This window comes from Saccharopolyspora pogona, from assembly GCF_014697215.1.
GTDB classification, from domain to species: Bacteria; Actinomycetota; Actinomycetes; order Mycobacteriales; family Pseudonocardiaceae; genus Saccharopolyspora; species Saccharopolyspora hattusasensis.
In genome coordinates, this window is sequence record NZ_CP031142.1 from 2,277,443 (window position 1) to 2,291,776 (window position 14,334).

At 67.1% G+C, this 14,334-nt stretch carries 14 protein-coding genes; 5 read left to right on the plus strand and 9 right to left on the minus strand.

Annotated elements, in window-relative coordinates; all coding sequences use genetic code 11:
- Positions 1–85: 85 nt before the first annotated feature.
- The gene (locus DL519_RS10400; RefSeq protein WP_190814283.1) at positions 86–664 is read right to left on the minus strand and encodes a hypothetical protein; all 579 of its coding nucleotides are present in this window, start codon (positions 662–664) and stop codon (positions 86–88) included.
- 19 nt (positions 665–683) lie between these two features.
- On the minus strand, positions 684–1,100 hold the full coding sequence (locus DL519_RS10405; protein ID WP_190814284.1) for a hypothetical protein: 417 nt from the start codon (positions 1,098–1,100) through the stop codon (positions 684–686).
- A 42-nt stretch (positions 1,101–1,142) separates the two neighbouring features.
- Between DL519_RS10405 and DL519_RS46095 the strand changes: the two genes are divergently transcribed.
- The 4 genes from DL519_RS46095 to DL519_RS10420 all read left to right on the plus strand — a co-directional run bounded on the left by DL519_RS46095 (position 1,143) and on the right by DL519_RS10420 (position 4,190).
- On the plus strand, positions 1,143–1,283 hold the full coding sequence (locus DL519_RS46095) for a hypothetical protein (RefSeq protein WP_223838708.1): 141 nt from the start codon (positions 1,143–1,145) through the stop codon (positions 1,281–1,283).
- Between the two features lie 45 nt (positions 1,284–1,328).
- Positions 1,329–3,071: a VWA domain-containing protein gene (locus DL519_RS10410; RefSeq protein WP_190814286.1), complete on the plus strand. Its 1,743-nt coding sequence runs from the start codon at positions 1,329–1,331 to the stop codon at positions 3,069–3,071.
- 130 nt (positions 3,072–3,201) lie between these two features.
- Positions 3,202–3,555, plus strand: a complete 354-nt coding sequence (locus tag DL519_RS10415; RefSeq protein ID WP_190814287.1) for a hypothetical protein — start codon at positions 3,202–3,204, stop codon at positions 3,553–3,555.
- 38 nt (positions 3,556–3,593) lie between these two features.
- Entirely contained in the window at positions 3,594–4,190 is a 597-nt protein-coding gene (locus tag DL519_RS10420; RefSeq protein ID WP_190814288.1) for a hypothetical protein, read from the plus strand.
- 556 nt (positions 4,191–4,746) lie between these two features.
- Here the strand turns inward: DL519_RS10420 and DL519_RS46100 are convergent.
- Positions 4,747–5,577, minus strand: a complete 831-nt coding sequence (locus DL519_RS46100; RefSeq protein WP_223838710.1) for a transposase — start codon at positions 5,575–5,577, stop codon at positions 4,747–4,749.
- A gap of 33 nt (positions 5,578–5,610) precedes the next feature.
- On the minus strand, positions 5,611–6,519 hold the full coding sequence (locus DL519_RS46105; protein WP_223838712.1) for a transposase: 909 nt from the start codon (positions 6,517–6,519) through the stop codon (positions 5,611–5,613).
- Between the two features lie 214 nt (positions 6,520–6,733).
- Between DL519_RS46105 and DL519_RS10430 the strand changes: the two genes are divergently transcribed.
- Positions 6,734–7,150 carry a hypothetical protein gene (locus DL519_RS10430; protein WP_190814290.1) on the plus strand — a complete coding sequence of 139 codons (417 nt, stop codon included), beginning with the start codon at positions 6,734–6,736 and terminating at the stop codon, positions 7,148–7,150.
- Between the two features lie 560 nt (positions 7,151–7,710).
- Here DL519_RS10430 and DL519_RS10435 read toward each other — a convergent pair.
- The 5 genes from DL519_RS10435 to DL519_RS10455 form a co-directional block, all read right to left on the minus strand.
- Complete coding sequence (locus DL519_RS10435; RefSeq protein WP_190814292.1) at positions 7,711–8,751, minus strand: IS630 family transposase; 1,041 nt, start codon at positions 8,749–8,751, stop codon at positions 7,711–7,713.
- Between the two features lie 36 nt (positions 8,752–8,787).
- Positions 8,788–9,510, minus strand: a complete 723-nt coding sequence (locus tag DL519_RS10440) for a MarR family transcriptional regulator (RefSeq protein WP_190814293.1) — start codon at positions 9,508–9,510, stop codon at positions 8,788–8,790.
- 249 nt (positions 9,511–9,759) lie between these two features.
- A complete protein-coding gene (locus DL519_RS10445; RefSeq protein WP_190814295.1) occupies positions 9,760–10,695 on the minus strand; it encodes a M23 family metallopeptidase in 936 nt (311 codons plus the stop codon).
- A gap of 27 nt (positions 10,696–10,722) precedes the next feature.
- The gene (locus DL519_RS10450) at positions 10,723–11,751 is read right to left on the minus strand and encodes a replication-relaxation family protein (RefSeq protein ID WP_190814296.1); all 1,029 of its coding nucleotides are present in this window, start codon (positions 11,749–11,751) and stop codon (positions 10,723–10,725) included.
- A gap of 85 nt (positions 11,752–11,836) precedes the next feature.
- Positions 11,837–14,326, minus strand: coding sequence for a type IV secretory system conjugative DNA transfer family protein (locus DL519_RS10455; protein WP_190814298.1), 2,490 nt, complete (start codon positions 14,324–14,326; stop codon positions 11,837–11,839).
- Between the last annotated feature and the right edge of the window lie 8 nt (positions 14,327–14,334).

Consider the following 14,334-nt stretch of genomic DNA (forward strand, 5'->3'; position numbering starts at 1 on the left):
AGGTCTACGTGCTCAAGGCGGCGTTCCTCGAAAGGCGCATCTTGCGCTAGCTCTACGAGGAAACGTTCTGATCCTCGGTCCGCAGCTACGCCTCCCTACCCGCTTCGAGCGCTCTGGCTTCCTCGTCAAGTCGGCACAGCAGACTGCACGCGACCATCAGTCCCTGGACCGCGTTGCGGCGGTTGAACTGGCGCGGGCTCACCGTGTGCGCCGTAGCGTTGCGGCTGAAGGTCATCGGCACCTTGTCTCCCTCGGCTACGAAGAACTTCTGGTACGCCTGCCACATGGGAGCGAACGCGATGAACTGCCGGACGCTGAACTCGTCATAGGCGTCCTTCGTCCGCTTGCCGTTCTTATCGGGTGTGTACTTGTAACGGTCCTTCCCGAAGTACGAGCTCAGGATGGCGTCCACGAGAGAGCCGGCGAGCGCCTGCGCGGCCTCCGCGTGCCCTGCATCCAGGGCATCGAGCGCAGCCACGGCGAAAGGGGTGTAAGGAGCGATTGCTTCGGAGTCGCATCCCTCGATGGCCATGCGGCAGTCGGCGGAGACGCTCTTCCACCGGCGGCCCAGGATCTCCCGCCGTCCACTCACCCCGTCAGCCCGGATCAGCGCCTCGGCAATCGAGGTGCGCGGCAGACCGTAGAGCGGGATGCCATCGACCATGACGACCTGCTCGACCTCCTCAAGCTTCAGACCCCCCGATGCTCCGCAGGTTCGGCGGGTAGACGGCGGCGTACATCGCCGCGAGCGCCGGAGCGATGTTCTCTAGCCAAGTCGCCTGCTGTGCTGCGAACTTCGCCGCGGCGCTGGCTGCAGACTCGGTGATCCCGAAGTCCACGTTCCTGATCAGCTGCGAGGCGATCAGGTTCAGGTTGGACTGCGCCAGGGCATGGCTCTTGAAGATGTCGCTGTTGATGACGGCGAACTGCTTCTGCCAGGCCGACTGCGCATCGAGGAAGGGCTTGATCGCATGGGCCACCATGGCCTGCTGCGTCTCGGCAACCCGCGAGATGGCAGCGATGTTCTTGAGAGTCGATTCGGGAAGCGTGAACTTCGGGAGCCGGATCTTGGGAACCAGCGACTGCTGGATGCTCTCCATCGTTCTACGCAGGGCCGCATCCTGCTCGGGTGTGAGCTCGATGTGCTCCTCCGCATCGCCACCCTCCCCGCTCTCGTCAGCGAGTTCCCCCATGCAAGTCGTGGCCTGGGCACCGTAGCGGCGGCCGTGCGCGACGCGTTCGGCACCGTGATCGAACCGCTCGCACTCGGCGCACGCATCTAACCCCACACGCCCCGCCACGTCGAAAGTCCTGAAAGGACTATCCTCATGAGCACGCATCTGATCACCGATACCGGTGTCGGCAAGACCCGCCTCGATTCCTCCCGCGACGCCGTGTGGTTGCGCCTGTCCGCCACCCTCACCGACGAGGTTCCGGTCATAGCCGACCGGGAAGACCTCCTGGTCACCATCGCGCCCGGGGCGGGGCACGGGTCGCCCGCCTGCTACTTCCCGCACCACGCCACGATCGAAATCGACGGCACCCACCTCGGCACAGTGGACCCCGCCACCATGACCCCCGACCGCCTCGGCGACCGGGCCCGCTACGCCACCGCGTGGGGCCTGCTCACCCACGAGTGCGCCCACGCGCGCCACAGCGTCTGGGAACCGCCCCGCGACGCGCCGCCCGGCGCGGTCGACGCCGCGATGCTGCTGGAAGAATCCCGCATCGAGGCCAACCAGATCCGCCGCCGCCCCGACGACCGGCACTGGCTACGCGCCTCCGCCACTAACCTCATCCTCGCCGACACCCACGCCAACGACCCCACCCGCGCCCCCGGCATGACGCCACACGCGGCCGCCCACGCCGCCGCCCTGCTGCTGGCCCGCACGGACGCCGGAATCCTCACCCCTGACGAAACAAACATCGTCGGCACCGTCGTCGACTCGATCCTCGGCACGTCAACCCTGGACGAGCTACGGGACCTGTGGCTGGCCGCCCACCACGTCGACGACAGCGACGCCGACACCATGATCGACCTCGGCCGCCGCTGGTGCGAAGCCCTCGGCACCGCCCCGGATACCGGGGCAGGCGGCACGGAAGCCACCCCCGGTGAAACGGGGACCCCCTCACCTTTGGCCAGCGCCATCGCCACGGCCGCACGGCAAACCGCCGTAGCCGTCGCCGCCGAAGAAGCTCCCGCCGACCCCGCGACGGCCGAAGCGGACGCGGCGGGCGCCGAACGCCAGGCACAACAAGACGCCGCGAAAGCCGCGCGGAAGGTCTTCTCCGCAATCGGCGGGCCGCGTAGAGGGAAAACCACCATCACCGGAACACGGCCCCCCACAGGGGAAGAACGCGCTGCCGCGCGCCGCCTCGGTCGCGCACTGAGCACCGCCGGAATCCGCGACCGTGTAGCGACGAAGACAACCTCGCCCACGCCACCCGGGCGGCTGCGGATGCGCGGCGCACTGGCCGCCGACGCGCAACGCGCCGCCGGTGCGCTGCCGACCGCCGAACCGTTCACCCGCACCACCCGGCGCATCGCGCCCAGCCCGCCGCTGCGGCTCGGTATCGCCTGTGACGTGTCCGGATCCATGTCTGACTTCGCCGGGCCGGTCGCCTCCGCCGCCTGGATCCTCGGCAACGCCGCCCACCACGCCCAGATACCGGCCGCCGCCGCGACAGTGATCTTCGGGAACCGGGTGCGGGCCATCACCCGCCCCGATGCCGCCCCCGCGCACGTCACCGAGTTCGACGCCGACGACAACTACGAGGACATCCCGCGCGCCATCGACGCCCTCGACGGAGCCCTGAACCTCTCCCGCCCGGCAGCCGCGCGGCTGCTGGTGATCGTCTCCGACGGCCGGTTTCGGGACGACCCACGTGCAGAAGGACAGCGCCGCGTCGATCGGTTGCGCGCCAACGGATGCGCCGTGCTGTGGCTCGCACCCGACAGCCCCTTCATAGACCCACTACACGGCGTCACCGTTCACCCGCTCGCCGATCCCACCGCCACCGCGCACGCCATCGGCCACGCCGCCACCGCAGCCCTCCGCGCCGCCCGCTAACCGCCCCGCCAGGTGGCCGGACGCCCGGCCACCTGGCACCCGGTCACCTGGCACCCGGTCGCCACCCAAGCGAAACCTAGTACCACCGCACCAACTGACCACAGTGGAAACCCCAGAACAGGAGAGAGCGTTGTCCGAGAACCGTGTCAGCAGCACCGACAAGATCCTGATCGAAGTCGCGGGTATTACCCGCGCAGAACTCGACGACACACACCCCGTCGACATCGTGCTGAAGGTGATCGCAGAGAACTTCGCCTACCATCAGGACGCGGCCAAGCGCGTCGCCGAGGGCATCTCCCGCTACCTGCACGGCGTCGCTGGCGGCAACCGTCACTTCTTCAGCCTCGCATCGTGTTCGGACTCGGGAAACTACGACGCGGCCGTCGCGAGCATGCAAGCCCTGCGTGAACCCCTCTCGGCCGCTGTCTACGCCTACCGGCAGGCGCACCGCACCGGGCCCCAGGACACCAACACCGCGACCTGACCGAACACACTACAAACCCACAAACGGAGAACACAGTCATGTCGCACACCATCATTGTTGAAACCTGCCGTAGTACATGGGACTTCTACGAATACCAACGAATCGCACGCATCACAGACCGGACGGTCCGCGTACGAATCCATCGCCATCTCGACACCCCCCAGAGCTACGCCATCGCCGAAATCCTCGCCGACAACGTGACCTGGACCCACCTCACCGACGACGCCCCAGAAAACTGGCTGACCAGCACCAAACACCCCCGGACAAGCCGAATCTCTCCCACAAACGAGCTCGGCCACGCAGCCGACCGGCTTATCCACCGTGCCGAGGCGATACTCGCCCACCCTCCCGGAGTCAACCTCCCCACTACCGAGCTGGTTGCCACCCTGCACGCACTGTTCGCCACCACCTACGGCTACACCGGCGAGACCACGATCGAGCCCGACGACATTGCATGGGCACAGTCACACGGACATCCCTTTCTGATCATCCCGCACGCGAAAGGCTCGATCACGCTCACCAAAGCACACGAGAAGCAGTGCGCCTTCATCACCAGCTTCGGCCGGGAAGAATGCTGCGACTGCCCCACACCCCTGCTCAACGACAGGGACACCGGCGGCGGTCTTGTCCCATGAAAATGTCCGACTACACCAGCCGGGGAGCCACGAGATGCCCCACAGCGCCACATCCCCCGCACACGGCCGTTGCGGGCTTGCTCTGCGCGCAGTCAACGTCGCACGGTCTCAGCGCGCAACCGATCCAGACGGCTTCGACCACCGACACGATAGCCCACCACAGTGGACCCGGTGGAAACGGCGCGCACGCGTGGCCCGCACGATCGCGGCCGCGCTGCAAGTCCCGGTGGCGTGGGTGACCGTCACCGACGATGCCCACCGCACCTACCGCGCCCGAAGCGGCCCCGTCCCCGGTGACCTGATCACCATCACCGACACATCACGCTCATGGCGGTTCGTCCCCGACCTCACCACTACCGGCGACGGATGGCTCCTCATCGACGCCTGCCCCAGCTGCGGCGCGGACGTTCCGACTGCCCGCATAGCCACACTCGCCGACCTCGGCGACCACCTCGACCCCGACCACAACAAAAGACCCGTCCACGAGTTCTACACCGACCCCGCCCACCTACCAGGCTGCCGAAACACCCCACTACGACCCTGGTGGTTAATTGGTTTAGGCTGCCAGGCTGAGTTCGAGGCGGGCGAGGTGGCTGGTGCGGGTCCGGTCGAGCGGGTGGCCGTTCCACCAAGCGTCGAGTCTGATCAGGTTCAGTGCGGCGGCTGAGTAGACGTGGTCGAGGTGGGTCTTGGCCAGGCCTCGGTAGCGGGCACGGCGTAGTCCGGTGACGGCCGTGGCCTGGCGGATCGTGCCTTCGACGCCCGCGCGGAGGGCGTAGTCCTTCTGCCAGTCCTTGGTCTCCTGCTCGGCGCGGGCCCGTCGCAGTGCCTCGGTCATCTCCCTGGGATGTAAGGAGATCTGTCGGCGTCCGCTTTTCGCGGTGGTGCACTGCGCCCGGTGTGGGCAGGAGCCACAGACCGTCTTGGAGAACGTGACCACCGTCTTGGGGACCCCGTCTTGGACACAAGGAGTCCACGACGAGCTGAGTTGTCCAGCCGGGCAGGTCACCCGTTGGGCCTGCCAGTCGACGGCGAAGTCCGACGCGGCGAATCCCTCGTGGGCCTTGGCCTGGCGGGAGCGGTCCGGCAGCACAGGGGTGATCAGCGCGATGCCGAAGTTCTCCAGGGACCCCACGATCAGTTCGGCGGACGGGTAACCGGAATCAAGGTAGTGCTCGTCGGGCAGCAGATCCCGTTTCCGCAGAGCCTGATGGATCGGCCCGAGCATCGTGCTGTCAGAGACGGTGGCGTCGGTCGTGGCGACGTTCGTGATCAGATTCGGCTTCTGCGCGGCAGGATAGCGACAGCCGGCATCCTCGGCGGGTTCCGTCGGGGCGGGAGCCGCACAGGTCTCACTGATGTGGACCTTGAAGCCGTTCCAGAACATATCCCGCTTGACGCCCCAACGGGCGTCGGTGTCCTAGGGTGAGGTTAAGCGCCGACAGCCGGGCGGGAGACCACCATCCTTATCGATGTCATTCCCCCGCCGCTTGATCACCTCCCGCCCATTCCTGGCCACGGTGCGCGTGTAGTTCTGGACCAGCACCACGCGCAGGATCTCCACGGCCGGGAGTTCACGCAGCCACGTCGGCGAGGCGGGCGCGTAGACGGCCGCCAGTAACGTGAAGCCGTCTTTGCCGTAGGACAGGGCGAGTTCGTCCTTCTTGGTCTGCGAGGTCGGCAAGCGCCAGGTGTCGATCCGCTGCTGGTAACGCCGGCTCCAGCCCGGAACGTCGAGCACCTCGGCCACCCAATGCGGGGCCGCGGCGGACAGGGCTTCCAGACAAGCGCGCACCGCCTCACCCGCCAACTCCAGCCGGTTGAGGTCCCGCACCGCGGCGATCACATGCGTGGAGTCCGTGCGTTGCTTGCCACCAGCGGTGACCAAGCCCTTGTCCCGCAACACCGCCAGCAGCAGGTCCAGGGCCTTCTCCTCCAGCCGGTGCTGGACAACGCGGGCACGGAACTCGCTGAGCACCGTGTGGTCGAAACCGGGGTCGGTCAACTCCAGCCCCAGCGCGTATTTCCAGGCGAGGTTGGTGCGCACCGCGTCGGCGGCCTGTCGGTCGGTCAGATCCTCCGCCTTCTGCAGCACCGTGATCATGGCGAGCATGCCCGGCGACCAGCCGGGCTTGCCACGAGCCCCGAACGCCGTGGCGAACTCAGCGTCCGCGAACAGCTCACCGAGCTGATCACGGACCTGCACAGCCAACGGCACCTCACGTCGCCCTCTGTACATCGCCCGGATCGCCGCGGCGATCTCCGGGACCGGCTCCGGCCAGGGCTGCGGCTGCACCGACACCACGATCTCCATCCTGCGGCCAGACACCACAAGACTGCCGCGAGATCATCATCCCAAGCCTGCCCAACACACCCTCACCCAACCCGAGAATTAACCACCAGGGTCCACTACGGCACTAAAACCACGATCCCGGAGACCGTCGGCCTCAGCCGTCCCCGGACATGCCTACGACTCTCCGACCGGCACCGGCACCGGCACACCACGTTGTCCACGCATCACCCCATCGCCAAGGAGACGAACGATGTTCATCGAGCAGAGCTGGAAACCCGGAGTGTGGATCGACGGACAGCCGTCCCACGCCACAGACACCACCGATACCTTCGGCGCGTTCGCCCACGATATCCACGCCGATCTACGCACCGCCCGCGACGCCGGAGCCATCCCCGCGCACGTCGAAACCACGATCAGCGCCTCCACCATCGCTCCGCTGTGGGGCGACACCCCGCCCATCCTGCTGCTGCACATCCGACTTACAGGACTCACCGGCCCCGATCACGCTCCTGCCCTCGACCACGTCGTCGCCGAAGCATTCACAATCCTCGACCGTCGCGGTACCCAACACCTGACCCCTGACCAATGCGACCAGTACGCCGGTGCCCTGTTCTTCGTCGACGAACACGGCCAGCCACAAACCAACCGGACGCATCGGTTCCGTTGATTGATCACAGCATGGAAATGAGTGGCAGCGCTGCGTCGCGGGTGCTTTGCGTAGTGATTTCGCAGGAGACCTTGTGGTGCCACTCCAGTCGGTGCACCGCTGACCAATTGAGAGCACTGGCTGTGGGCGGAAGGCTGTGCCCTCCACCCGCAGCCCTCAAGCCCACCGGCCCTTTCCTCCTGCGGTGAGTTCACGGTTCGGCACCGCATCGACAGTCATGGCCAATCTGCCGTAGGCCGTCTTCTACCGGGGACACCCACGCAATCCGCTGTGCCGGGTCACCGGCGATCCAGCCCATGCTGGCGCCACCGGGACGTAGCCGAGCACAGCGCGTCCAGTCGAGGCATCAACCCTTCGGGGTGCGACTTGCCCTAACGGCGGGCAAGGCAACGCTCATGCCAGTCCACGGTGTCCCATCATTCACCGTCGCAAATTCGACCGTGGCGCCAAGATCGACTACCAATGCACCGCAGGGCCAGGCTCCCCTCCGGGGCCTGGCCGTGCTACGTGATTCCTTCGTCGGTAAGTGGTTTATTGATCCGGGTGGCAAATGTGTGATGTTAGGCGGCGTAGCGAACTTCGGGTTTGCCGAAGTAGGAGCGAACTCGGTCGGGCAGCTTCTGGAGCCGGTGGAGGAAGGAGCGGACCGCTTGTTTCAACTCGGCGCGGGTTTTGGGGGCTGTGCTGGTGGAAACGGTGCGTTTGAGGTCGGCATTGAGTAGCTCGTCGGGGTTGAGTTCGGGGCTGTATCCCGGCAGGAAGTGCATCGCGATCGCCTCAGCGTGCTTGGTGATCCATTGCTGGATAGTCTTGCGGCGGTGGACGGGGTGTCCGTCAACGATCAGGTGGACCTTGCGGTCCAGATGGCGGGTCAGCCGGTCCAGGAACGACAGGAACACCTTGCCGTTGAACGAGCCGGTGTAGACGGTGAAGTACAGCTCGCCTTTGTTCCCGATCGCGCACATCGCGTTCACGCTGAATCGTTTGCCCGTTTTGCCCACCGCCGGTGTCTGGCCCGCCGGTGCCCAGGTGCGGGCTACGGTGGCGTCGGAGCGGATCCCGGTCTGGTCCAGCCACAGGATCAGTGCGCCCTCGCGGCGGGCGCGGGCGGCGATGGCCAGGTAGTCCTCCTCCAGCCATCGGCGTACGGACTCGGGGTCCTGTTCGTAGGCCTTGCGGATCGGTTTCTGCGGCGACAATCCCCAGGAACGCAGGTAGTTGCCGACGGTGCGCAGGTTCAACACGATGCCGTGGCGCACCCGGATCAGCTCGGCCACTGTCTTGCGGGTCCACACCAGGCCGGTCAGCCCGAACGTGGCCGGGGTGTGCTCGGCCACCGCATACCGCAGCTTGCGCTGCCGGCGGGCATTCAACGCTTTCTGCTCGCCGGGCTTGCGACCCCGGCGACGCCCGGTGAGACCCTTCGAGCCACGTTTCCGCCACGCCTGCACCCATCTGGACACCGACTGCGGGGCCACCGCGAACACCCGGGCCGCCTCGACCTGACTCATCCCACCATGAACAGCAGCGACCACCCTGCGCCGCAAATCCTCCTGCGCCTCAGGCGACAACCTCCGCGCGTCCCGCACACCAGCGATCATGCCAGAACAACGAAGATCACACCTATAAGTTCCCGATCAATAGCTGGCGGGTGCGTCGGTTTGTTTGGCGGCGAAGCGCTTGGGCTTGTCCTCGGTTTGCACTGCGTAGCCGTCGGCGACGAGCTTTTCCAACGCGTTGTTGACCGCCCCGGAGGAGCGGTTGAGTGCTGTGCCGATGGCGTTGGGGCTGAATTCTTCGCCAGGGCGTTCGGTGAGGTAATCCTCGACCATGCCGCGCAATTCACCCTTACTCAGGCGGGGCCTCTTAATGATCGGGCCGGGGCCGTCGACGCCGCTGGCCTCTCGTGCGTCTTCCGCGGATTCCTGTCCCTCGGCAGTAGATTCGTCGTTCGGGTCGGGGCTTTGCGGCTGGCTGGGCTCGTCCACGGCGGCCGGTTCTGCCGTGGTGTCGTCGCGTGCGGGGGAAGCTGTTCCGCGCAGGGGCGTGATCTGGTCGGTGTGGGTCATTGTCCAGCAGTCGGCGCTGCGGCGTCCGCCGTCGCCGATGCCGGAGATGCGGGTGGCACTGCTGTCTTTGGCCCACGTTGCCAGGATCTTTCCGGCTGTGGATCGGCCGACTCCGGCAGCTTCGGCGATGTCGGTAGTGGTGGCGCCCAGGTTGGCGTGGAGTGCGGCCCACACCTTGTCCTGGGATTCGGTGCGCGCGGGCATCGGGTTGCTATCGGTGTCAGCTGTGGGAACTGCTTTTAGGCGGCGCTGCTTGGCTGTGGTGCGGGCGTTGTCGTTCTTGCTGGGCATGACGGTTCGCTCCTGTTTGGGATGGGTGGTGGGTCATGCCCCCGGGGGCTGTTGCAGCCCCCGGTGCGCTGCCGGTCAAGTGGGCTACACAGACATGGACGCTTCGTTGTCCCGGTTCTGTCAAGCGGATTCCGGACAAGATGACTGTCTTGTGTAGACATTCCTCCGATCGGGCGCGCCGGTGCCCATTTCACAGTCGCAGCGAATCGCCATCGGTCCCGGGCGCGGTGATGTGCAGGGGCACGAGTGTCACTGGTCGCACAGGGCCGGCCCGCCGTGCCGCCGGAAGAATACGACTGGATCGATTGGCTGCCCGTGCTGTTCGATCTGGAAATGTAGGTGTGGTCCGGTTGATTCGCCTCGGTTTCCGACCTCTGCAATGAGTTCTCCGGTGCGGACTCGCTGGCCTGGTTGGATGTGGTTGCGGTTGTTGTGTCCGTAGATGGTGATGGTCCCGTCGGGATGCTGGATCCGGATCCAGAGGCCGTAGCCGGTGGCGGGTCCGGAGTCGATGACCGTACCGTCGCCGGCGGCGAGGATCGGGGTCCCGAGTGGTGCGGCAATATCCAGTCCGCGATGGAAGCCGGTGCCGCGGGGCCCGAAGCGTGAGGTGCATTGCCCCTGCACGGGTACAGTCCACTCCCCCGCTGCTGGTGTTCTGGTGCAGGTGTGTCCGTGGAGGGCGGTGAGGAGTTGTCGTGCTGCGGGTTCGTGTCGAGCGTAGGCGTGCGGGAATCCGGAGCGCTGGACTGTTTGTGCGGCGTCGTTGATGCTCATCGCCGGCCAGTCGGACACGGCGAGCAGGTGCCGGTAGAACTGGGTGGCGCTGTAGGTGGGGTCCAGGATCTGTTCGCGTTTACCCCAGCCTTGGGACGGGCGTTGCTGGAACACGCCCAGGCTGTCGCGGTCGCCGGAGTCGAGGTTGCGCAGCCGGGACTCCTGGATGGCGGTGACCAGCGCGATGATCCATCCGCGTTCGGGCACGTTGAGCTGCTTCCCGACCGTGAGGATGGTTGCGGCGTTGGCGAGTTGCTCGGACGTGTAGCCGGGTACGGCGGGCGTCTCGTCCCCAGCGAATGTGCAGCGTGTCTGATGGGTACCGCCGAGGACCGTGGTGACGACGCCGGCAGCCCCAGCGGCCATGAACACGATGAGGACGACGAGCCCACCCACGACGGCGAGCACGGTCTTGACAAGGGTAGACAGCGCTGATCACCTCGAAACCCTGCGAGGCTGGCGAGGAGGAGGCATTGGCATCGGCGGCGGCAGCACGCCCGGCGGAGTCACGCCGGCCGCGGGGTCGTTCACGGTGCTGGGGGCAGGGAGGTTCCACACATCAGCGAGGTCGTGCAACGGGTATCTGACGTCGCCTGCGGTGGCGGCGAGGGATGCCCAGATGGGTTCGGCGGGGCTGGGGTGGCTGGTGTCGGGGTTGAGATGATCGGCTGCGGCGGTGGCGACAGGGACGAGGTGGGGTTGGTCGAGGTCGCGCCAGGTGCGGTGGAGTTGGCGGCGGACGGTGACTTCGCGGCGGCCGGTGGGCAGCCACACCAGCACGGGGGTTGTGATGGCGGTAGCCGTAGCGAGGTGGGCGTAGCCGTGGAGTTTGCGGGCGACGCGTGCCACGGTCTCGGTGCTGAGGTCGAATTCGAGGAAGAACTCGGTCTCCCCGCTGGCGGTGCGCCAACGGCCGTAGGCATCAGGGCGGACGAGGTCACCAAAGTGACGGGCGAAGCGGGTTTCAGACCACCACACGCGCAACGTTTCCTCAGGGTGGTAATGGGCGCGGCTAATGAGGGCGGTAAACCATTCGTTGACGCCGACGGTGTGGGCCAGCCGCTGGTGGTGGGAGATGCTCATGGTCCGGTCGCGGCGGTAGCCCAGGTCTTTGACGTCCAGCCCGTATTCGCCGGCGAGAACGGCGGCACCGGCGGGACCGAGGACGTAGTGCATGGGCGCAGTGCCGAGCACGATCGCGGGCTGGAAGCGGTCGAGGACCGACCATTGGAACAGCTCGCGCAGGCGCTGGCGGCCGGAGCGGAAGGACGGGAACGCGCAGGCGGTGATCTGGCTAGCGGTGAGCACGCGGTGTTCGTGCAACATCCGGATGATCCACTTGTCGCGGGGCGTCAGCCGCCAGGCCAAGGTGGCTTGGTGTTCAACGGAGTTGGCGACGCGCGGGGTCGGGCGTGCGGGTTTGAGCCCGTGCAACGCGCGCTGCCGAGTGGGTTTGGTAATCACGGGAAAAGCACCTCCAGACCAGAGGTCATGGGCAGGCTGAATCGCCACGACGAGCGCAGAGTCGCTTCGAAGGCTCGTGTGGTGGTCAGGTGTTGCGGCGTGGATCCGCGCTGCGCGCCTGGTGCTCGCCCGACTCGGTGGGTTGTGATGCGCGCTGGTGGCTGGTGCTCCGGGCGATGCGGCGGATCTCCCGGGCGCGCCCGGGGACGGGTGGTGGGAGTGGTTGGGTGAGCAGGGTGAAGGGCTCGGCTTCGGCGCCGTGCAGGACCAGTCGCGCGGCGGCGTGGTACACGTCCAGGTGCGCGAGGTCGTGGTCGGAGAGCCGTGGTGTGGTGTGGCGGGCGAGTTCGCGGGCGTCTTCGGGGCTGGCGTTGAAGAAGATCTTGCTGCGGGCGTTGGTGGAGATGCCTTCCTTGAGCTCGCGGGGCAGCTGGCCGAGGTGCTGGTGTGCCAGGGTCATCGCGAGGCGGAATCCGCGTGCTTCGGCGAGCATGTCCTCCATGGGGTAGGGCAGGTTGAGGAAGTTGTGGCATTCGTCGATGACCATGCCCGCGTCCCGGCGCTGGGCCTGCGGGATGCTCGCCCGGGCGGTGGTGGTCTGCCAGACGCGTGCCACCACCAGTGAGCCGACCAGCCGGGTGGTTTCCTCGCCGAGCGTGCCTTTCGGGATCCGCAGCAAGCAGATTCCGCCATCGAGGACCTGTGTCATGTCGATGGTGGAGGGTCCGGCGGCGATGGCGTCACGCACGAACGGCCGGAGCAGGAATGCGCGGAGTTTGTTCATCAGCGGCGAGATGACCTGACTCCGGGAGGCGTCGGTGAGGTCCTCATACCAGGACCAGAATCCTTTGAGGACCGGGTCGGTGACGGCTGCCGTGACCCGGGCACGGAAGGCCGGCTCGGCCAGGAGCGTGGGCAGGTCGGCGAGGGTGGCGGTGCCGTCCTGTGCGCGCAGGGTCAGGCACGCGGCGCGCATGACGTCGTCGGTGCGGGGGCCCCAGAACGCGGAGTAGACGCGGCGGAACACCGACACCAGGTTGTCGACCGTGAGGTCGGTTTCCCCACCGTCGAGGGGGTTCAGGCAGGGTGGCCGGGTGCGGGCGTCGGCGTCGAAGAGCACCACCCTCTCCGCCGCGGTGCGGGGTAGGCGGGAGAGGACGTCGGTGACCAGATCCCCTTTGGGGTCGATCACCACGGTGCCGCGGCCTGCCTCGGCGTCGGCGAGGATCATAGAAGCCAGCAGGGTGGATTTCCCTGATCCGGTGGCGCCCAGGACATGCAGGTGGTGCCGGGCATCAGGAACGCGCAACGCCACCGGGCGGGGATGGCCGGTGTTGGTGACGCCCAGGGACTTGGCCTGCGGGCCGGGGGTGGCCACGCCGGGTGGTGGGGCGATGGCTTTGGCTCCGGCGCGCTGGATTCCGGGGATGGCTTCGTCGGTGGGCAGGTGTGCCAGTGCCGCGAGCTCCGGTACCGACAGCAGATCGCCCCTGCCCAGTCGCCGCTGGGTGAAGGCGAGGTCGGGGTGGCGGAGTCGGCGTCGGATGTAGTGGTTGTGGCCGGTGTAGGAGGCGAACGAGGCCGCCAGTGCGTGCGCCCGGCCCCGTGCCGCCGCTCTCGCTGTATCGACCTCCGTTGTGGTCGCGGTGTGGGGAAGCAGGGTGGCGGCGGCGTAGCGGATGACGGTCTCGTACTGGCTGCCGCGTTGTTTGGTCACGATCGCGCGGTTGGCCGCGGAGTGCTCCAGCGACGTCTGCGGATCACGACGAGCCATATCCCGACTGCTGTCGCGATGGCGGGTAGCTCCACCGGGGGTGATGAGGTCCAGGACCCGGCCTGCGAAATGGCTGCTGCTGTGGGTTCGCCGAGCGGCGCGGCGGGCTTGGGCGAGGCGGTGCCCGGTGACGGGACGGGCGAGGATGTGCACGCAGGCGTGCTCCTCGCGGTCCAGGCCGACCGGTGCCCCGATCAACGCACGGATCGGGTCGGCGTCGAAGTCGGTCCGGATCGGCAGCGCGTCCGGGCGAGCGAGCCGGAGCTCTCCGCCGACGAGGACTCGCCGCTGTCCAGGTCCGGGCGCGGGCAGGGGTGGCTCGGCGGGGCTGGTGCGGGTGTGTGCGCCGGGCCAGGCCGCTTCGACCGCCCGCTCGACCAGACCAGGGGGAATAACGCCGGGCACCCACAGCCGGATCGCGACACCAGTCTGAGAGAACACATATTCACACGCCAGGTGAGGTTGGCCGGTGAGAAGGCGTTTCCATCGTGGGCGCAGCAAGCCAACGAGGTGCGACCACAACGCCGCTCCCCCTGCAGAGTCCACTGTGGGCGGTGCAAGGATCGTCACCATGCGGGCGTTCTCGATGAGCCGCCGACGGCAGCGACCGCGCCACCACCAACGCCCGCCTACCACGCCGACGAGCCCGACGATGAGACCAGGCACGACGACAGGAGCGGCGGCACTCGCCCCAACACACAAGTGCTCGAATACGAGCTGCAGAGCACCCCACGGGTCCCGTAAGTAGTCTTGGATCAATCCACCGACCAGGCTGATCACTGCGGACGGCAAGGCGGGCATACCGCACC

Bases quoted from the DNA above. Each gene is read 5' to 3' on its own strand.
- DL519_RS10435 (WP_190814292.1), bottom strand. From the start codon at position 8,751: ATGATCGCTGGTGTGCGGGACGCGCGGAGGTTGTCGCCTGAGGCGCAG.
- DL519_RS10430 (WP_190814290.1), top strand. From the start codon at position 6,734: ATGTTCATCGAGCAGAGCTGGAAACCCGGAGTGTGGATCGACGGACAG.
- DL519_RS10440 (WP_190814293.1), bottom strand. From the start codon at position 9,510: ATGCCCAGCAAGAACGACAACGCCCGCACCACAGCCAAGCAGCGCCGC.
- DL519_RS10420 (WP_190814288.1), top strand. From the start codon at position 3,594: ATGTCGCACACCATCATTGTTGAAACCTGCCGTAGTACATGGGACTTC.
- DL519_RS46100 (WP_223838710.1), bottom strand. From the start codon at position 5,577: ATGTTCTGGAACGGCTTCAAGGTCCACATCAGTGAGACCTGTGCGGCT.
- DL519_RS10455 (WP_190814298.1), bottom strand. From the start codon at position 14,326: ATGCCCGCCTTGCCGTCCGCAGTGATCAGCCTGGTCGGTGGATTGATC.
- DL519_RS10400 (WP_190814283.1), bottom strand. From the start codon at position 664: ATGGTCGATGGCATCCCGCTCTACGGTCTGCCGCGCACCTCGATTGCC.
- DL519_RS10405 (WP_190814284.1), bottom strand. From the start codon at position 1,100: ATGGAGAGCATCCAGCAGTCGCTGGTTCCCAAGATCCGGCTCCCGAAG.
- DL519_RS10410 (WP_190814286.1), top strand. From the start codon at position 1,329: ATGAGCACGCATCTGATCACCGATACCGGTGTCGGCAAGACCCGCCTC.